This window comes from Klebsiella sp. P1927, assembly GCF_018204675.1.
In the GTDB taxonomy this organism is placed as follows: domain Bacteria; phylum Pseudomonadota; class Gammaproteobacteria; order Enterobacterales; family Enterobacteriaceae; genus Klebsiella; species Klebsiella pneumoniae.
Map to the genome: position 1 here is coordinate 2620225 of NZ_CP073377.1, position 19705 is coordinate 2639929.

Genomic DNA, 19705 nt, shown 5'->3' on the forward strand with positions numbered 1-19705 from the left:
ATTTCTATCTTTCATCTTGAACTCCGGCGGTTATCCGGCATAAAATCGTTAGAGCTCTAACGATATTGACAGACGACCTATGGACAATCGACAGCTTACCTTCTCCCATCTTTTATACCTCACCGCGCACCACTGGCGGCTGGCGGTCAATCGTCGGCTGAAAAATCTCGGTCTCAGCCAGGCCAGCTGGGTGGCGGTAGCGTCCATCGCCCGCCACCAGCAGCCGCTGTCGCAAAGCGAACTGGCGCAGGAGCTGGGGGTGGAGAGCCCGACCATTGTGCCGTTGATCCATCGTCTGGTCGCCCTCGGACTGGTGGAGCGCATCACCACCGCCAGCGACAAACGTAAGCGACTGCTGGTGGTCACCGACAAAGGGAAGGCCCTCTATGAACAGGTCAAAACGGTGGCTGACGATCTGCGCGAAGAGATCCTGACGGCGATTACCCCACAGGAGCAGGAGCAAACCCAGCGGGTGCTGGAAAAGCTGTTGCGCGAAGTGGAGAAGAAATAATGCCCCGTCGCCAGGATAACCCCTACGCCCCGCATGACTGGGCGCCGCATGAAAAACCGGCTCTGCTCGGTTCGCCGTCGACGCCGCTGCACAGTCCGGCGAAACGCCTTGCCTACGGCGTGGTCGGTCTGCTGGTATGTCTCACCGGCGCGCTGGGCAACGCAGTGGTCACCGCCAACCTGCAGCTGCTGCAGGGTACCTTCGCCGCCTGGTCGACAGAAATCGCCTGGCTGCCGGCGGTATACGTGATGACCAACGTCTCCATCAACCTGCTGCTGGTGAAATTCCGCCAGCAGTTTGGCCTGCGCGCTTTCACCGAAGGCTTTCTGGTGCTCTATGTGCTGGTCACCTTTTTCCACCTCTTCGTCAACGATCTCAGCTCAGCGATGATGGTTCGCGCCGCCCATGGCATGGTGGCCGCGGCGCTCAGCTCGCTGGGGATCTACTACCAGGTACAGGCCTGGCCTGCTCGGCATCGCCTGAAAGGGCTGACTATCGGCATCACCGGCTCGTCGCTAGCCATTCCCCTGGCGCGCCTCTTTTCCACCGAACTGCTGCAGACCGATGAATGGCGCGGTCTCTACTTCTTTGAGCTGGGCCTGGCGCTGGTGTCGCTGGCCTGCGTCATCGCGCTAAAACTGCCGCCAAGCGATCGTAAAAAAGTGTTCGAAAAAAAGGATTTCATTACCTTCTTTCTGCTGGCGCCCGGCATGGCGCTGGTGTGCGCCGTGCTGTCGCTGGGGCGGCTCGAGTGGTGGTTTGAAGCGCCGTGGATCGGCTGGGCGCTGGCGGCGGCGGTAATACTGATCGTCGCTGCGATTACCTTCGAGCATAACCGCAGCAACCCCCTGCTCAATACCAAATGGCTCTCCAGCGGCAGCATCGTGCGTCTGGGCCTGATTATGCTGTTGATCCGCATCGTGCTGGCGGAGCAGAACACCGGGGTCATCGGCTGGCTGCAGTACGTTGGCCTGCAAAACGAACAGATGACTAACCTCGCGTGGTCGATTTTCGCCGGTATTCTGTGCGGGATCATTGCCAGCTGTCTGACGCTCAACCCGCAGAAGCTCTACTGGCCGACCGCCACCGCGCTGGCGCTGATCATGATAGCCTCGCTGCTCGACAGCCAGTCCAACGCCCTCACCCGTCCGGAACAATTAATGTTCAGCCAGTTTTTACTCGGCTTCGGCAGCGCCTTCTTTCTGGCCCCGGCGATGCTCGCCGGGATTGGCGGCGTGTTTGCCGACCCGCGCAACCTGGTCAGCTTCTCGGTGCTGTTCGGCATGAGCCAGAACATTGGCGGGCTGCTCGGCTCGGCGATCCTCGGCACCTTCCAGACCTGGCGTGAGAAATTCCACTCCAGCCAGCTGGCGGACCAGATAACCACCCTGAACCCGCTGATCGTCGAGCGGCTGCAGCAGTACAGCCAGATGTATCAGAGCCAGATTGGCGACAGTACGCTGCTCAACGTTCAGGCCACCACCCTGCTGCAAAACGCCGCGACGCTGCAGGCCAATATTCTCGCCTGGAATGATACCTATCTGCTGACGGCGGCGATCTCCGCCGGGACACTAGTGTGGGTTTTCTGGCGCTTAATTCGCTTACGACTGACTGCCCGTATCGCGTTGCAACGCGCTACCGGCAGCAAATAATTATCATCATTTCATCTCTGGAGTCGTTATGAGTCAGCAGGATGCGGCCAAACAACAGGCCAACACCCGGAATAATATTCGCGTGGTTTCCATTTTTACCGCCGCGGCGATAGGCCTCGTCGGCGTGCTGGTGATCCTCTACGCCTGGCAACTGCCGCCGTTCACTCGCCATAGCCAGTTTACCGACAACGCCTATGTGCGCGGGCAGACCACCTTTATTAGCCCGCAGGTCAACGGCTATATCACCGCCGTCAACGTCAAAGATTTCGCGATTGTCCAGCCGGGCGAGGTGCTGTTCCAGATAGACGATCGCATCTATAAACAGCGGGTGCATCAGGCCCAGGCTACCCTGGCGATGAAAGAGGCCGCGCTGCGCAATAACCTGCAACAGCGCAAAAGCGCCGAGGCGACGATCGCCAAGAATGAAGCCGCGCTGCAAAACGCCCGCGCGCAGAATCTGAAAATCCAGGCCGATTTAAAACGCATCCAGCAGTTAACCGCCGACGGTTCGCTGTCGATCCGCGAACGTGATTCGGCGCGGGCCAGCGCGGCGCAAGGGGCGGCGGATATTGAGCAGGCGAAAGCGGCGCTGGAGATGTCGCGCCAGGACCGTGAATCGACCATCGTCAATCGCGATTCGCTGGAGGCCGACGTGGCCAGCGCCAAAGCGGCGCTTGAGCTGGCGCAGATCGACCTGCAGAATACCCAGATTATCGCCCCCACCGGCGGCCAGCTGGGGCAGATCTCGGTGCGTCTTGGCGCCTATGTCAGCGCCGGAACCCATCTGACCTCGCTGGTTCCGCCGCAGCACTGGGTGATTGCCAACCTCAAAGAGACCCAGTTGGCCGAAGTACGCGTTGGCCAGCCGGTCACCTTCACCGTAGACGCGCTCAACGGCGAGACCTTCCACGGCAAGGTGCAGAGTATCTCCCCGGCGACCGGGGTGGAGTTCAGCGCCATCTCTCCGGACAACGCCACCGGCAATTTCGTCAAGATCGCCCAGCGCATCCCGGTGCGTATTACGGTCAACGACGGGCAAAACAACAGCGAACGCCTGCGGCCGGGGATGTCGGTGCAGGTGACTATTGATACCCGTGCGGAGAAACAACCATGATCCGCCCGGTCGCCCTTGCTATCGTTCTGGCGCTGGTCGGCTGTCAATCCGCCGATGTGCAACGCGCGCAGCCGACCCTGACCATTCTTGCCGCCTGGCGGGCCGACGTTGGCCCGGCCAGCCCGGTGGAGGGTGTATGGTGGCGCAATTTTCATGACAGTACCCTCAATCAGTATGTCGACCAGGCGCTGCGCTATAACAGCGATGTGCTGATCGCCCGCGAGCGGGTGAATGAGTATCAGGCGCGCGCTTACGCCGCCGACAGCAGCCTGTTTCCGTCACTGGACGCCAGCCTCACCGGCACCCGCGCCCGGACGCAGTCCGCCGCCACCGGCCTGCCGATCCACAGCACACTGTATAAGGGCGGCCTGACCGCCAGCTATGATGTCGATATCTGGGGAGCGAACCGCAGCGCGGCCAACGCCGCCGGGGCCAGCCTTGAGGCGCAGAAAGCCGCCGCCGCCGCCGCCAATTTGAGCGTCGCCAGCTCGGTGGCCGTTGGCTACGTCACGCTGCTGTCGCTGGATGAGCAGCTGCGGGTGACCCAGCAGACGCTAACATCAAGGGAAGACGCGTGGCGCCTGGCCAAACGTCAGTTTGAAACCGGGTATACTTTACGCCTTGAGCTGATGCAGGCGGATTCGGAGCTGCGGTCAACGCGGGCGCAGATCCCGCCGCTACAGCACCAGATTGCGCAGCAGGAAAATGCGCTCAGCGTGCTGCTCGGCGATAACCCTGGCGCGGTAAAACGCGGCGAGTTCGCCCAGCTTACCCCGCTGCGTCTGCCGTCGCAGCTGCCGTCCACCTTGCTCAACCGCCGTCCGGACATCGCTCAGGCCGAGCGCCAGCTGGTGGCCGCCGACGCCACGCTGGCCTCGTCGCAGGCGCAGCTGCTGCCCTCTATTAACCTGACCGCTACCGGCAGCCTGCAGGACCGGACGCTGCCGGATCTGCTGGACAACCCGCTGCGGCTGTGGAGTCTTGGCGGCAGTATTCTGGCGCCGCTGCTAAACCGCCAGGCGTTAAATGCCCAGGTGGACGTCTCCATGGCCCAGCGCAACCAGGCGCTCTATAGCTATGAGAAAACGGTGCGCAGCGCGTTCAAAGAGGTCAATGACAGCCTGGACGCCATCAGTCGCTATGGCGAACAGTTAACCGAGCTTCAGGAACAAGAGACCGTTGCCCAGGAAACCTTACGTATTGCACAAAACCGCTACCGTAACGGCTACTCTTCTTATCTGGATGTGCTTGATGCCCAGCGAACGCTGTTCTCCACCCAGCTTAGCGTGGTGCAGGTGAAGAACAACCTGCTGCTGGCGCAGATCGATCTGTACCGGGCGCTGGGAGGCGGCTGGTCTGACTCATCAGGGAGCTAAATGGGGAAGCGTCATATGCAACAACAGTGGTCGGCAGTAGACAATTATTTGATTAAGGCCTTAATTCCCGGCGATCCTGTGCTCGATCGGGTACTGGAAAACAACCATCGTGCCGGGCTCCCGGCACACGATGTCGCCGCCAATCAGGGTCAGTTTCTCGCCCTGCTGGTACGGCTAACCCAGGCTAAGCGGATACTGGAGATCGGCACCCTCGGCGGCTATAGCACCATCTGGATGGCGCGCGAGCTTCCTGCAGACGGCCAACTCCTCACCCTGGAGGCCGACGCGCATCATGCCCAGGTGGCGCGGGAGAATCTGCAGCTGGCGGGCGTTGACCAGCGGGTCACGCTACGGGAGGGACCCGCGCTACAGTCCCTGGAGTCGCTTGGCGAATGTCCCGCTTTCGACCTGATCTTCATCGATGCCGATAAGCCGAATAACCCCCATTATCTGCGCTGGGCGCTACGTTATTCCCGCCCAGGAACCTTAATTATTGGCGATAACGTGGTACGCGACGGCGAAGTGGTCAACCCACAGAGCGCCGACGAGCGCGTTCAGGGCGTGCGTCAGTTCATTGAGATGATGGGCGCCGAGCCACGGTTGACGGCAACGGCGCTGCAAACCGTGGGCACTAAAGGCTGGGACGGCTTTACTCTGGCGTGGGTAAACGCTTAAGCGTGGACGCCTGACCAGTAGCCCCGGTAAGCGCAGCGCCACCGGGGACAACCAGCCAGGCTATGGGGTAATTTGCTCCATCGCCTGCAACACTCGCTTGTCCGAGATAGGATACGGGGTGCCCAGCTGCTGGGCGAAGAAGCTGACCCGCAGCTCCTCGATCATCCAGCGGATCTCCCGGACATCGTCGTCCTCACGGCGGTTCGGCGGTAGCTTATTCAGCCACTGCTGCCACGCCTGCTGCACGCTCTCCACCTTAAGCATCTGCGCCCGATCGCGGTGCGGATCGATAGCCATCTTCTCCAGACGCTTTTCAATCGCCTGCAGATAGCGCAGCGTATCGCCAAGACGGCGGAAACCGTTGCCGGTGACAAAGCCGCGATACACCAGACCCGCCATCTGCGCTTTGATATCCGACAGCCCCAGCGCCATGGTCATATCCACCCGGCCTTTCAGCCGTTTGTTGATATTGAACACCGCGGTGAGGATCTGCTCGACCTGTTTAGCGATCTCCACCACCGTGTCGTTGAGCTCGGCTCGCACTTTATCGTGCAGCTGACTAAAGCCCTCTTCCGTCCACACCGGACCGCCCGCCTCGTCAATAAGCTTATCAACGCCGCAGGAGATGCAATCGTCAATCAGATCCAGCACTTTGCCGTACGGGTTAAAGTAGAGCCCAAGCTTGGCTTTATTCGGTAGTTTCTCGTGCAGATACTTAATCGGCGACGGGATGTTGAGCAGCAGCAGGCGACGCAGACCGCGCCACATGGCCTGCTGCTGTTCCTGTGGATTATCAAACAGTTTGATGGCCACGCTGTCGCGCTCGTCCACCAGCGCCGGCCAGGCTTTCACCTTATAGTTACCGCGCTTCTGTTCGTAACTTTCCGCCAGGGTGCCAAAGCTCCAGATATGCAGCCCGCTCTGCTCAATACCGTCATCAGCGACCGCCGACAGCGTCTCCTGCACTTTGCCCTTCAGGGCGTCTTTCAACGCCTGCAGCGAGCGCCCTTCCTGCAGCTTCTTGTTTTTATCATCCACCACCCGGAAGGTGATTTTCAGGTGATCGGGCACCTGATCCCACTGCCAGGCTTCGCGGTCGATGGTCACGCCGGTCATCTTACGCAGCTCGCGCTCCAGCGAATCGAGCAGCGGCAGCTCAAGCGGCGCCGCCCGGCCAAGAAACGCTTCCGCATAGTTGGGAGCCGGGACGAAATTGCGCCGTACCGGCTTCGGCAGCGATTTTATCAGCGCGATAATCAGCTCGCGACGCAGGCCAGGGATCTGCCATTCAAACCCGGCTTCCTCTATCTGGTTGAGCAGCGGCAGCGGAATATGCACCGTCACGCCATCGGCGTCGGCGCCAGGTTCAAACTGGTAGCTAAGCCGCAGCTTGAGGTTGCCCTGATGCCAGAAATTCGGGTAGTCCAGTTTACTGACCTGCTCCGCCCCCTCTTTAATCAGCATGCTCTTTTCAAAATTGAGCAAGTCTGGCGTTTCACGGCTGGCCCGCTTCCACCAGCTATCGAAGTGGCGGGCGGAGATGACGTCGTGGCTGATGCGCTGGTCGTAGAACTCGAACAGCGTCTCGTCATCCACCAGGATGTCGCGGCGGCGCGACTTATGCTCCAGCTCTTCGATTTCCGCGCGCAGCTTCAGGTTATCGCGGAAGAAGGCGTGCCGCGTCTGCCAGTCGCCCTCTACCAGCGCGTGGCGGATAAATAGCTCACGACACAGCGCCGGATCAATCTGGCTGTAGTTGACCTTACGCGCGGCGACGATCGGCAGGCCGTAAACGGTAACCTTTTCCGTCGCCATTACCGCGCCCTGCGACCGCTCCCAGTGCGGCTCACTGTATGAGCGCTTGATCAGGTGCTGCGCTACCGGCTCCACCCACTCCGGCTCAATGCGCGCGGCGATGCGGCCCCACAGGCGGCTGGTCTCGACCAGCTCGGCCACCATCGTCCACTTCGGCGGCTTTTTAAACAGGCCGGAACCCGGGAAAATAGAGAAGCGGGCGTTGCGCGCGCCGGTAAACTCCTGCTTATCGGCATCCTTCATGCCGATGTGCGACAGCAGACCGGTCAGCAGCGCAGTATGGATCTCGCGATATTCCGCCGGCTCACTGTTGATCGGCAGGCCAAGCTCTTTCACCACCTGGCGCAGCTGGGTGTAGATGTCCTGCCACTCGCGCACGCGCAGATAGTTAAGAAAATCGACCCGGCACTGGCGGCGGAACTGATTCGACGACAGCGCCTTCTGCTGCTCGCCGAGGTAGTTCCACAGATTGACGAAGGCGAGGAAATCGGACTCTTTATCGTGGAAGCGGCGATGTTTTTCGTCAGAGGCCTGCTGTTTGTCCATCGGCCGCTCGCGCGGGTCCTGGATCGACAGCGCGGAGGTGATGATCATCGCTTCCCGCACGCAGCCGTGCTTCTGCGCCTCCAGCACCATCCGCGCCAGACGCGGGTCCACCGGCAGCTGGCTGAGCTGGCGGCCCATCGGCGTCAGCTTATAGGCGGTGGCCTGCTCATCGGTGGTGATGGCACCCAGCTCTTCCAGCAGGCGTACGCCGTCCTGGATATTGCGCTTATCCGGCGCTTCGACAAACGGGAAGGCGGCGATATCGCCTAAGCCCAGGGCGGTCATCTGCAGGATGACCGACGCCAGGTTGGTGCGCAGAATCTCCGGGTCGGTAAATTCCGGGCGCGACAGGAAATCGTCTTCTGAATAAAGACGAATACAGATCCCTTCCGAAACGCGGCCGCAGCGGCCCTTACGCTGGTTGGCGGACGCCTGGGAAACCGGCTCGATCGGCAGGCGCTGCACCTTGGTGCGGTAGCTGTAACGGCTGATACGCGCAGTACCGGGATCGATAACGTACTTAATGCCCGGCACGGTCAGCGAGGTTTCCGCCACGTTGGTCGCCAGCACGATGCGCCGCCCGCTGTGCGGCTGGAAGACGCGGTTCTGCTCGCTGTTGGACAGGCGGGCGTACAGCGGCAGCACTTCGGTATGGCGCAGATCCAGCTTATTCAGCGCATCGGCGGTATCGCGAATTTCCCGCTCACCGCTCATAAAGATCAGAATATCGCCGGGCCCTTCGCGCCCCAGTTCGTCAACCGCATCAAAGATCGCCTGTAACTGATCGCGCTCGGTATCGTCCGCCTCTTCCACTATCGGCCGATAGCGCACTTCCACCGGGTAAGTCCGCCCGGAGACTTCGATAATCGGCGCATTATTGAAATGCTTTGAGAAACGTTCCGGGTCGATGGTCGCCGAGGTAATGATGATTTTCAGGTCCGGGCGGCGCGGCAGGAGCTCTTTCAGATAGCCGAGCAGAAAGTCAATATTCAGGCTGCGCTCGTGCGCCTCATCGATAATGATGGTGTCGTACTGCATCAACAGACGATCCTGCTGGATCTCCGCCAGCAGGATACCGTCGGTCATCAGCTTAACCATGGTGTTTTCGCTGACGTGGTCGCTGAAGCGGACTTTATAGCCGATGCAGCCGCCCGGCTCGCTCTGCAGCTCTTCGGCAATACGATTGGCGACGGTCCGCGCCGCCAGGCGACGCGGCTGGGTATGGCCGATGAGTCCTTTCAGCCCGCGCCCCAGCTCCATGCAGATTTTGGGCAACTGGGTGGTTTTACCCGAACCGGTCTCCCCGGCGACGATCACCACCTGGTGGTCGCGCACCGCCTCGAGAATCTCTTGTTTTTTCTGGCTAACCGGCAGGTTTTCCGGATAGGTGATGGCCGGACGCGCCGCTTCGCGCAGCAGGACTTTACCGGCTGCCTGGCTTATCTCCAGCGCCATCTCCTGCAGAATGGCCTGTTGCGATTCAGGATTTTTAACCTTCTTCACGCCGTGCAGACGGCGGGCAAAGCGCGTTTTGTCGCGCAGCATCAGGCCGTCGAGCTGTTGATAAAGCTGGGGGAAGGTGATTTTTTGTTGTTCTGTCATAGCGTTATCGGGCAGAGCTCTGCCGGGAAAATCTCTTTTGAAGTATTGCCTTAGAGTACCACATCTGTGTCATTCGCGCCTTGTTCAAAAAATCTGAACATAGGATTCGATATATTGCGCTATCTCTGTGGCGCGATTGTGAATACAGTGTCAACAAGCACCAGGGCATTGACCCGTCAATCACATTAAAAAAAGGAAACACCCATGAGCAAAGTATTAGTTCTGAAATCCAGTATTCTGGCAGGGTACTCACAATCTGGTCAGCTTTCCGACTATTTTGTTGAACAATGGCAGGAAAAACACCCTGGCGATGAGATCACCGTGCGTGACCTGGCCGCCAATCCGATCCCGGTTCTGGATGGCGAACTGGTTGGCGCCCTGCGTCCGAGCGACGCGCCGCTGACTCCGCGTCAGCAGGAAGCGCTGGCCCTTTCCGACGAGCTGATCGCCGAACTGAAAGGCAACGATGTGATTGTTATCGCTGCGCCGATGTACAACTTCAACATCCCGACGCAGTTGAAAAACTATTTCGACCTGGTGGCTCGCGCCGGCGTCACCTTCCGCTACACCGAGAAAGGGCCGGAAGGTCTGGTAACCGGTAAACGCGCGGTCGTCGTTACCAGCCGCGGCGGTATCCATAAAGATACTCCGACCGACCTGGTCACCCCATACCTGTCCACCTTCCTCGGCTTCATCGGCATCACCGACGTGAACTTTGTGTTCGCCGAAGGTATCGCTTACGGCCCGGAAGTCGCGGCCAAAGCGCAGTCTGACGCGAAAGCGGCCATCGACAGCGTGGTTGCAGCCTAATATTTCACTCCTCTCGCTTCCTGCGGGAGGAGAGTTTTACTTTTTCTCGTAGCGTAAATACCCCACCACGCCTCCGCCGCCATCCTTTGGATGATTCACGCCGTCGTTGACCTCCACGCAAGGGAAATCGAAAGGCGAAACGCCGTCAATGCAGGCCACATTCACCCCATACTGCTGTGGGTTTGATCGCCGTTGATGAAAGGTGTAGATCCCGCATACCGAGCAGAAAAAGTGCACGGCTTCCCCTGTATTAAAGCGATACTCTGTGAGCTTATCCCCTCCGCGTACCACCTCTATTCCTGAACGCGGCGAAGAGACCGCGACCGCCCCACGCATGCGACAATATGAGCAGTTACAGCGCCGAACGGTGTTGAAGCCGTCGCTGAGTTCCACGGTAAACGCCACCGCACCGCAGTGACAGTGAGCGGATAATTTCTCTGCCATAATTTTACCCCTCAGGTTGCGGCTTTTGGCCGCAGGTTTTCATCAAACGCCAGCCGCTTACGCCCTGCTTCGACTTCCCGTAATGGCTCCACCTGGTGCAGCGTCTGCTTACAGCGTTCCACCAGCGCCTGGTATTCACGGGTACCTTGTTTTTTCCACGCCAGCTCCTGTTCGCTCAGGGTGCGAATCGCTTTTGCCGGGCTGCCGATAATCAGATGGTTGGCGGGCATCTCGGCGTTGGCTTTGACAAAGGCCGAAGCGCCGACAATGCTGTTTTCGCCAATGACCGCCCCGTCGATAATCACCGCGCTCATGCCCACCAACGCGTTGCGGCCAATCACGCAGCCGTGCAGAATAGCGCCGTGGCCGATATGGCCCTCCTCTTCCACCACCGTATCCTGGCCGGGGAAGCCATGCATCACGCAGTTATCCTGAATATTGGCGCCGTCTTTGACCACGATGCGCCCGAAGTCGCCGCGCAGGCTGGCGTTGGGCCCAACATAGACCCCTTTGCCGAGGATCACGTCGCCAATCAACACCGCGGTCGGGTGAACGTAACTCTCCTCCGGCACCACCGGCGTCAGTCCATCAATCTGATATATCGGCATGCAGCCTCCTTATGCGCCCGGCAAACCGCCAAAGCGCTGATAATAGAGCGGACCCGGCGCCGGGAGCTCGCCCACCGAGCTCTCACCTTTCTCGCTGACAAACGCCAGCGCACCGGGACTCACGCGTTGATAAATATTGATACACAGCTGGCGGGCGGTTTGCCCTGCCCAATGCGCCGGCAGGAGCTCTTCCGGCAGCAGCGGGTCTTTGAGCACCACCCGGCGATAGAAATGGATAAGGAGCAGTTGGATCTGGAAACAGCGCTCCGGCGTCAACTCTGACGGCTCGCTGTCGCGCAGCAGCGGCAGTAATGGTCGGAACAATGCGATAAACGCCTCGTACATCTCATTTTGTTCGGTGAGATGCCAGCACTCCTCTACGCGGTCGCGCAGCGCCGCCCTTGAGAGCGCCAGCGGCGAATGGGCTTCAAAACAGATGACGTTTTCGGCGACGCCCGCTTCGTGGAGCAGAGACTGGACATCGGCCAGCTTTTGCGACGGCGAGGCCAGCAGGCTCGGCGCCAGCGCGCCAAACCCCTGCCACAGCAGCTGCTTTTTAACGTCGGCGAGCACATTTTTCTCCAGGCCTTCCGAAAGCAGCAGCAGCCAGGTACCGTCCCATTCCGGGGCACTGGCGCGATAAATTTTATGCTCCGCGCGCCGGGTCAGGCGCAGCCCTTTATCACTCAGGCGATAGAAGCTGCGCCGGCCGATGCGGACAACATCAAGCCACTCTTCTTTATTGAGGCGAAACAGCGCGGTGCGTACGAAGCGCTCGCCGAAGCCTAATCCTTCCAGCAGCGCCGCGACGCTGCCCAGCCACACTTCCCCACCGCGTTGTAATAAAGCGTCGCCATACAGCGAGGCAATTAATGACGTGCCGCTGATGGGCATCGCCGTCACCGCTTGTTGAATAAAGGCGTCGAGTTTACTCATCTGATTCATTCTGTTGTTATATTTTTCCTTTATGAATCATAGCACAGGAAATTCCCGGCTTACGGCGTAAAGGCCTCAGCCGGGTTATCGGGGAGAGGATTAACCGCTAACCACCGCTTTTCGCAGGTCGAATACCCGACAGGCTTTCCCTTCCGAGCGCGGAATGCTGCCGCAGTTGACGATAGTAATATCGGTGGAGATCCCGACCATCGACTTAATGCGGTGACGCAACTGATGGCAAATCTGGCAGCGTTGTTCATGACTCAGCGCCAGCCCGCTCTCTTTCAGCTCAACGCGCACCGCCAGCGAATCCAGATGACCGCGGCGATTGACCTCTAACTGATAGTGCGGCGCCAGGTGTTCAAACTTGAGGATCTCCTCTTCCAGCTGCGAGGGGAAGACGTTAACCCCGCGGATAATCAGCATATCGTCGCTGCGTCCGCTGATGCGATCCATGCGGCGCATGGTCCGCGCGGTTCCCGGCAGCAGGCGCGTCAGATCGCGGGTACGATAGCGGATCACCGGCAGCGCTTCTTTGGTCAGGGTGGTAAACAGCAGCTCACCATGTTCGCCATCTTCCAGCGGCGTACCGTCGTCCGGGTTGACGATTTCCGGGAAGAAGTGGTCTTCCCAGATAGTCGGGCCGTCAACGGTTTCCAGACACTCCATCGCTACGCCCGGTCCCATGACTTCCGACAAACCGTAAATATCCAGGGCGGTGATCCCCAGCCGGCGCTCGATTTCCGCGCGCATCGCCAGCGTCCACGGCTCAGCGCCAAAGACGCCGACCCGCAATGAACAGCTGCGGGCATCGCCGCCCATCTGGCGCTCCAGCTCTTCAATCAGATTCAGACAGTAGGACGGCGTCACCATGATCATATCCGGCTGGAAATCGCGGATCAGCTGCGCCTGTTTTTCGGTCTGTCCGCCGGACATCGGGATCACCGTCGCGCCCAAACGTTCCGCGCCGTAGTGCGCGCCAAGGCCGCCGGTAAACAGGCCATAGCCGTAGGCGACGTGAATTTTATCTTTTGCTGAACCACCGGCCGCGCGCAGCGAACGGGCGACAATATTGGCCCAGTTATCAATATCGTTTTGCGTATACCCCACCACCGTCGGTTTGCCGGTGGTGCCGGAAGAGGCGTGAATGCGCACCACCTGCTCCATCGGCACCGCGAAGGTATCGAAGGGATAGTTGTCGCGCAGATCCTGTTTGGTGGTGCAGGGGAATTTTTGTAGATCGTTTAATTCCCGAAAGTCGTCAGGGTGCACGCCGGCGGCGTCGAATTTGCGGCGATACATCGGCACATTTTCGTACGCATGCTTCAGCGTCCATTTCAGGCGCTGGGTTTGCAGGGCCTGCAGTTCGTCACGCGATGCGGTTTCAATCGGATCTAATTTTGTAGTAGTTATCATTGTAGGGTACTCGCAGGTAAATTAGCTCACACTCGCTCGAGGATCATGGCAATGCCCTGACCCACGCCAATACACATCGTACACAGCGCATAGCGCCCGCCCCGGCGTTGCAGCTCAAGGCTGGCGCTCAGCGCTAACCGCGCGCCGCTCATGCCCAGCGGATGGCCTAACGCGATGGCGCCGCCGTTGGGATTCACGTGCGCCGCATCGTCCGGCACGCCGAGCTGTCTGAGCACCCCCAGCGCCTGGGCGGCGAAGGCCTCATTCAGCTCAATCAGATCCATATCGTTAATATTGAGTCCCGCCCGCTCCAGCACTTTACGCACCGCCGGTACCGGCCCCAGTCCCATCAGGCGCGGTTCGACACCCGCCGTCGCCATCGCCACGATACGCGCCCGCGGCGTGAGCCCCTGGATAGCGGCCTGCTGTTCGCTGGCGATGATCAGCGCCGCGGCGCCATCGTTGACGCCTGAAGCATTGCCCGCAGTAATGACGCCGCCCTGGCGGAACGGCGCTTTCAGTTTCGCCAGCTGCTCAAGCGTGGTTTCCGGGCGCGGATGCTCGTCCTCGCGCACGTCGCTAACCGCCCCTTTCCGGCCGACAATCTGCACCGGCACAATCTCCTGCGCCAGAATGCCGTCGCGCTGGGCCTGCGCCGTGCGCTGCTGGCTGCGCCAGGCGAAAGCGTCCTGATCGGCTCGGCTGATATTTAACAATTCAGCTACATTCTCGGCCGTTTCCGGCATGCTGTCAGTTCCGAAGTGTTGCGCCATGAGCGGGTTCACAAAACGCCAGCCAATCGTGGTATCAAAGAGTTCCGCCTGACGCTGGTACGGCGCGCTGGCTTTTCCCATCACGAAAGGCGCACGCGACATCGATTCCACGCCGCCGGCAATCAGCAGATCGGCATCGCCGGCTTTGATCGCCCTGGCGGCAAAGCCGATGGCATCCAGACCCGATCCGCACAGGCGGTTAATCGTGGTGCCCGGCACGGTATGCGGGTAACCGGCCAACAACGTCGCCATGTGCGCTACGTTGCGGTTATCTTCCCCGGCCTGATTCGCACAGCCGAAAATCACATCATCAATTGCTGCCGGGTCGAGCCCGGGATTACGACTCAGGAGCTCACGCAGCGGGATCGCCGCCAGGTCGTCGGCGCGCACACTGGCCAGCGCGCCGCCGTAGCGGCCAATCGGCGTACGGATCCCGTCACAAATAAAGGCGTCGCGCATTACACGTCTCCCGTGATTGTGCCGCCGATGCGGTGTGATTTGCCGCGGAACAGGGCCACAATCTTTTGCTGTTGATTAACAATTTCGATGTCGTAGACGCCGGTCAGCTTGCCCTGCTGTTTGACTCTGGCGGTGGCGACCAGCCGGTCGCCGGCAAACGCCGGACGAAGAAAATCAATGCTTGCCGCCGAGGCCACCGCCGCCAGCCCCTGGCTGTTACAGGCGTAGGCGAAAGCGGTATCGGCAAGCGTAAATAGCTGACCACCGTGACAGGTTTGATGGCCGTTAAGCATGTCCGCCGAGACGGTCATGCTCATCTGCGCAAAACCGTCGTCCATTTCGATAAGTTCGATCCCCATCTTTCTGGCGCAGGTATCTTTTTCGTACATCACGCGCGCGTTGCGCCACGGATCATTGCTCATGGTGCTTCTCCATCAGCGTCTTCTGGCGCAACAGGGAACAGGGGCGATAGCGCTCCTCGCCATAATGGTGTTGCAAGTTCTCCAGCAGTTGCAGCACCCGCCGCCAGCCAAGGCGTTCTCCCCATGCCAGCGGGCCATGCGGATAGTTGACGCCAAGGCGCATCGCGGTATCGACATCCTGCGGGCTGGCGACACCTTTTTGCACCGCATCCAGCGCTTCGTTAATCAGCATCGCCACCGTGCGCCACACCAGCAGGCCGGGATAATCGGCAATACGCAGCACTTTCTTGCCCTGCTGCTGGAAGTAATGCACGGCCTTATCAGTGGCCGCAGGCGCGTTGGTTGCCGCTGCGGCCAGCACCACCGTATCGCTGGCGCACAGGTCATACACCACCACCGGGCGGTGATGCTTAATACTCAGCGCCAGGGCGGTCTCGCCTTCAGTCTCCAGCAGCAAGACATCGTCTAATTCAGTGACGTTGTCACTTCTGACGGTAACGGATTCAGCACCTATCATTACCGGCGGCAGCGCCGCGTCCGGCAGTGTCTCAGCGGGCCAGCGATAGACGCCGTGGCCGCTCTTTTTACCTAGCCGCCCGGCCAGCGCCAGCTCTTGCTGGAGGAGCGATGGCAGGTAGCGGCGGTCCTGCCAGAAGGCGTTAAACACCGAACAGGTCACGGCGAAGTTGACGTCCTGGCCAATCAGGTCCGTCAACGCCAGCGGTCCCATCGGGAAGCCGCCGCCGTCACGCAAAGCGGCATCGATAATCTCCGGGGCGGCGACCTGCTCTTCCAGCGCGCGCCAGGCCTCAGCGTAGAACGGACGCGCTACGCGGTTAACGATAAAACCGGGCGTTGAGCGGCAGCGCACCGGCTGTTTCCCCCAGCCGCTTACGCACTGGCACAGCTGCTCCACCACTTCGGTGGAGGTCGCAAGACCACTCACCACCTCGACCAGCTTCATCACCGGCGCCGGATTAAAAAAGTGCAGTCCGGCCACCCGCTCCGGGTTTTTGACCCCGGCGGCGATAGCGGTAATCGAAATAGACGAGGTATTACTGGTCAACAGCGTTGACGGCGCGCAGATCGCCGCCAGCTGCGCGAACAGCGCCGTTTTAACTTCCAACCGTTCAGAGGCCGCTTCGATCACTAAATCCGCGTCGGCAAGTGCGGCTAAATCGTGGGCCGGATGCAGGCGCGCCAGCAGCGCATCAGCCTGCTCTGACGCCAGTTTGCCCCGCGCAACGCGTGACGCCAGACGCCCGGCGATACCCTCTATCGCCAGGTCTACAGCCTTAGGGTTAATATCAAAAATACGCACCGGATGCCCGGCGGCGGCAGCCACTTCGGCGATGCCGGCCCCCATGGTGCCGCTGCCGATCACCGCCACGGTGGCTAAGGATGTCGTCATCATCTATTTCCCGCTGAACTGTGGTGGCCGTTTGGCCAGAAACGCGCTGACCCCTTCGCGGTAATCATCGCTGCGCCCGGCCAGACGCTGATAATCGCGCTCCAGGTCCAGCTGCGCGTCGAGACTGTTGGTTTCAGAGGCCAGCAGCGCCTTTTTAATCAGCCCAAGACCAAACGTCGGTTGCGCCGCCAGATGGCGCGCCAGTTGCAGACTGGTATCCGCCAGTTCTGAATCGTCCACCAGTTGCCAGATAATCCCCCACTGAGCGGCCTGTTCCGCGCTAAGGCTGTCGCCCAGCAGCGCCAGCCCCATCGCGCGCGCACGGCCGGCCACCCGCGGCAGGAACCAGCTGCCGCCGCAGTCCGGCACCAGGCCGAGCTTGCTGAACGCCATCACAAATTTGGCCGAACGCGCGGCCAGCACGATATCGCAGCCCAGCGCCAGGGTAGCGCCCGCGCCGGCGGCCACGCCGTTAACCGCGCAGATGACCGGTTTCGGCAGCGCCGCCAGACGGCGCACTAACGGGTTGTAAAAGCGTTCTACCGACATGCCGAGATCCGGCGGCGGGCCGCTGGGGTCGACATTGCGGTCGTTCAAATCCTGGCCGGCGCAAAAACCGCGGCCGGCGCCGGTGATCAGCAGGCAGCGCACGCCATCATCGCGCTCGGCCTGCTTCAGACATTCCGCCAGCTGGTGATGCATCAGATCGTTAAAACTGTTGAGGCGGTCCGGGCGATTGAGGGTAATGGTCATGACGCCCTGTTCCACTGCGCTGAGAATGAAAGCTTCCACGATTAGCGTCCTTTAAATTCCGGGGTACGTTTTTGTAAGAAGGCGTCGATGCCTTCGCGGCGGTCCTCGGTGGCGCTCAGCAGGCTAAACAGCTGGCGCTCCTGTTGTAGACCGGCCTGCAGGCTGACTTCCTGCGACAGGCGCAGCGACTGTTTTGCCGCCCGTAGCGCCAGCGGCGAATGGCGGGCAATGGTGGTTGCCAGTTTCAGGGCATACTCATCGGTTAACGCCGCCGGATGGATATCACTGACCAGCCCGGCCTGCTGCGCCTGGCGGGCGTCAATACTCTCGCCGCTCAGCACCATCCGGCTGGCCAGCGCCTTGCCAACGCTGCGGATCAGCCGCTGGGTGCCGCCAGCGCCCGGCATAATGCCGAGGGTAATTTCCGGCAGGCCAAAGCGGGCGTTGTCACCGGCGACAATCAGGTCGCACAGCAGAGCCAGCTCGCAGCCGGCGCCGAGCGCGTAGCCGTTGACCGAGGCGATGAGCGGCTTAGTAAAAGCATCGATTCGCCCCCATAACCGTGGGCGAATATCATCCAGGGTGGCAGGCAGATCTTTTTCCGCCATTTCATTGAGGTCAGCCCCGGCGGCGAAAAAACGCGCGTTACCGCTGATAACGCAGACGCCGACGCTGTCATCAACTGCCGCCGCCTCCAGCGCCTCGGCAATCTGGGTTAATAAGGCATTGTTCAGCGCGTTGCGGGCCTGCGGGCGGTTCAGCGTCAACTGAAGCACCCGGCCATGACGGTGGATCAGCAGGTCGCTCATGCCATCCCCCGCGCGTCAAAGTCGACCACCACATCGCCGCTGGTCGGCAATGACTGGCAGCTCAGCACGTAGCCCGCCGCCAGCTCATCCGCTTCCAGGCTGTAATTGGCGGCCATCGCCACTTCACCGCGCAGCACTTTGCATTTACAGGTGGCGCATACCCCGCCCTTACAGGCGAACGGCAGATCGGCGCCCTGACGCAATGCGGCATCCAGGATGCTGTCGTCTTCGGCGCTGAGGGCGATAAGCCGATCGCGCCCGTCCTGGCGGATGGTCACCGTGCGCCCTTCCGCCTGCACTCCAGCGGCCCGCTTCACATTGCCGCCTGGGGTATTAAAGCGTTCGAGATGAATCGATTTCTCCGCTACGCCAAGTTCACGTAACGTCGCTTCCGCCTCGTCCATCATCGCCGCCGGACCGCAGATAAAGGCCTCGTCGAAACGGCTGAAATCCAGCAGATGGTCAGCGAGCTGGCGCAGTTTGTCGCCGTCAATGCGCCCCTGTAGCAGATCGCTGTCCATCGACTCCTGGCTAAACAGGTGGATCACCTGCAGGCGCTGCGGATAGCGGTCTTTTAAATCGGCCAGCGCCTGGCGGAACATCATGCTATGGCTGCTGCGGTTGCCGTAGATCAGCGTAAAGCGGCTTTGCGGCTCGGTCGCTAGCGTCGCGCTAATGATCGCCATCATCGGCGTGATCCCGGAGCCGGCGGCAATCGCCAGATATTCTCCCTGCCGTTCGGCCTGCGGTTGATAACCGAAATGCCCCTGCGGCACCATCACCTCCAGCTCCATACCCTGCTGGATATCGTGCTGGGCGTAGCGCGAGAAGCGTCCGCCGTCGATGGCTTTGACCGCGACGCTAATTTCGCCTGGCGTGCGGCTGTGACAAATGGAGTAACAGCGGCGCAGTTCTTCGCCGCCCAGACGGGCTTTTAGCGTCAGATGCTGGCCCGGGCGAAAACAGTATTCCGCCTGCAGGGCTTGCGGGATCGCAAAAGTGATGGTCACCGCATCGCGGGTTTCCGGCTCGACTCTCGCCACCTTAAGCGAATAGAACGTCGTCATGGCAACCTCAAATACATTTAAAGTAATCAAAAGGTTCCCGGCAGCTGTCGCAGCGATAGAGCGCTTTGCAGGCCGTGGAACCGAATTCGCTAATCAGCGAGGTATGGGCGCTGCCGCAGCGCGGACAGCTCACCTCAGCGGGCATGTCCGCATGGCAGGCGTGCCCCTGGGGCGGGCTGATGCCGTACTGGCGCAGGCGCTCGCGGGCATCCTGACTCATCCAGTCGGTGGTCCACGGCGGATCCAGCTGCAGGACGATATGTACCGGCTGAAAGCCATGCTCGCTCATGACCGTGCGGATCTCCCCCAGCAGATGCTCCGTCGCCGGACAGCCCGAATAGGTCGGGGTAAAGCCAATCACCCAGCCGTCGCCATGGCGCGCGACGCTGCGCACCATACCAAGGTCGGTGATGGTGAGTACTGGCACTTCCGGATCCGGGATCGCGCTTAATAATCCCCAGATGGTGCGAACCTCTGCAGGAGCGATATCGGCAAGACGTTGCATA

General features: G+C 60.5%; 17 protein-coding genes and 1 pseudogene. 6 read left to right on the forward strand and 12 right to left on the reverse strand.

Features of this window, described 5'->3' with window-relative positions:
* Positions 1-79 precede the first annotated feature (79 nt).
* From KB892_RS13260 to KB892_RS13280, 5 genes and pseudogenes are all read left to right on the forward strand, one after another.
* On the forward strand, positions 80-511 hold the full coding sequence (locus tag KB892_RS13260) for a MarR family winged helix-turn-helix transcriptional regulator (protein WP_002902969.1): 432 nt from the start codon (positions 80-82) through the stop codon (positions 509-511).
* Positions 511-2163 (forward strand): annotated as a pseudogene (locus tag KB892_RS13265) (MFS transporter). Before KB892_RS13260 ends, KB892_RS13265 begins: the two are co-directional and overlap by 1 nt.
* 28 nt (positions 2164-2191) lie before the next feature.
* Positions 2192-3277: an HlyD family secretion protein gene (locus tag KB892_RS13270; protein WP_002902965.1), complete on the forward strand. Its 1086-nt coding sequence runs from the start codon at positions 2192-2194 to the stop codon at positions 3275-3277.
* A complete protein-coding gene (locus KB892_RS13275) occupies positions 3274-4653 on the forward strand; it encodes an efflux transporter outer membrane subunit (protein ID WP_062955028.1) in 1380 nt (459 codons plus the stop codon). The genes KB892_RS13270 and KB892_RS13275 overlap by 4 nt, the downstream gene beginning before the upstream one ends.
* Complete coding sequence (locus KB892_RS13280) at positions 4654-5328, forward strand: O-methyltransferase (protein WP_004151576.1); 675 nt, start codon at positions 4654-4656, stop codon at positions 5326-5328.
* A 60-nt stretch (positions 5329-5388) separates the two neighbouring features.
* Here the strand turns inward: KB892_RS13280 and hrpA are convergent, their stop codons facing one another.
* Complete coding sequence (hrpA, locus tag KB892_RS13285; protein ID WP_002902892.1) at positions 5389-9234, reverse strand: ATP-dependent RNA helicase HrpA; 3846 nt, start codon at positions 9232-9234, stop codon at positions 5389-5391.
* Between the two features lie 261 nt (positions 9235-9495).
* Here hrpA and azoR point away from each other — a divergent pair, with 261 nt between their 5' ends.
* Positions 9496-10101 carry an FMN-dependent NADH-azoreductase gene (azoR, locus tag KB892_RS13290; RefSeq protein ID WP_002902889.1) on the forward strand — a complete coding sequence of 202 codons (606 nt, stop codon included), beginning with the start codon at positions 9496-9498 and terminating at the stop codon, positions 10099-10101.
* 36 nt (positions 10102-10137) lie between these two features.
* Here azoR and KB892_RS13295 read toward each other — a convergent pair whose 3' ends face one another.
* The 11 genes from KB892_RS13295 to paaD form a co-directional block, all read right to left on the reverse strand.
* On the reverse strand, positions 10138-10548 hold the full coding sequence (locus KB892_RS13295) for a GFA family protein (protein ID WP_024940864.1): 411 nt from the start codon (positions 10546-10548) through the stop codon (positions 10138-10140).
* An 8-nt stretch (positions 10549-10556) separates the two neighbouring features.
* A complete protein-coding gene (paaY, locus tag KB892_RS13300) occupies positions 10557-11153 on the reverse strand; it encodes a phenylacetic acid degradation protein PaaY (RefSeq protein ID WP_002902883.1) in 597 nt (198 codons plus the stop codon).
* Positions 11154-11162: 9 nt separating this feature from the next.
* On the reverse strand, positions 11163-12089 hold the full coding sequence (paaX, locus tag KB892_RS13305; protein WP_004198177.1) for a phenylacetic acid degradation operon negative regulatory protein PaaX: 927 nt from the start codon (positions 12087-12089) through the stop codon (positions 11163-11165).
* 99 nt (positions 12090-12188) lie between these two features.
* Positions 12189-13505 carry a phenylacetate--CoA ligase PaaK gene (gene paaK, locus KB892_RS13310; RefSeq protein WP_002902877.1) on the reverse strand — a complete coding sequence of 439 codons (1317 nt, stop codon included), beginning with the start codon at positions 13503-13505 and terminating at the stop codon, positions 12189-12191.
* Positions 13506-13531: 26 nt separating this feature from the next.
* Positions 13532-14737, reverse strand: a complete 1206-nt coding sequence (gene pcaF / locus KB892_RS13315; protein WP_004151578.1) for a 3-oxoadipyl-CoA thiolase — start codon at positions 14735-14737, stop codon at positions 13532-13534.
* Positions 14737-15159, reverse strand: coding sequence for a hydroxyphenylacetyl-CoA thioesterase PaaI (paaI, locus tag KB892_RS13320; RefSeq protein ID WP_002902876.1), 423 nt, complete (start codon positions 15157-15159; stop codon positions 14737-14739). The genes pcaF and paaI overlap by 1 nt, the downstream gene beginning before the upstream one ends.
* Positions 15149-16573, reverse strand: coding sequence for a 3-hydroxyacyl-CoA dehydrogenase (locus KB892_RS13325; RefSeq protein ID WP_004151579.1), 1425 nt, complete (start codon positions 16571-16573; stop codon positions 15149-15151). Before KB892_RS13325 ends, paaI begins: the two co-directional genes overlap by 11 nt.
* Positions 16574-17362, reverse strand: a complete 789-nt coding sequence (paaG, locus tag KB892_RS13330) for a 2-(1,2-epoxy-1,2-dihydrophenyl)acetyl-CoA isomerase PaaG (protein ID WP_004140117.1) — start codon at positions 17360-17362, stop codon at positions 16574-16576.
* A 2-nt stretch (positions 17363-17364) separates the two neighbouring features.
* The gene (paaF, locus tag KB892_RS13335; RefSeq protein WP_002902774.1) at positions 17365-18132 is read right to left on the reverse strand and encodes a 2,3-dehydroadipyl-CoA hydratase PaaF; all 768 of its coding nucleotides are present in this window, start codon (positions 18130-18132) and stop codon (positions 17365-17367) included.
* Entirely contained in the window at positions 18129-19199 is a 1071-nt protein-coding gene (paaE, locus tag KB892_RS13340) for a 1,2-phenylacetyl-CoA epoxidase subunit PaaE (protein WP_002902772.1), read from the reverse strand. Before paaE ends, paaF begins: the two co-directional genes overlap by 4 nt.
* A 7-nt stretch (positions 19200-19206) precedes the next feature.
* Positions 19207-19704, reverse strand: a complete 498-nt coding sequence (gene paaD, locus KB892_RS13345) for a 1,2-phenylacetyl-CoA epoxidase subunit PaaD (RefSeq protein ID WP_002902771.1) — start codon at positions 19702-19704, stop codon at positions 19207-19209.
* Position 19705: the final 1 nt, after the last annotated feature.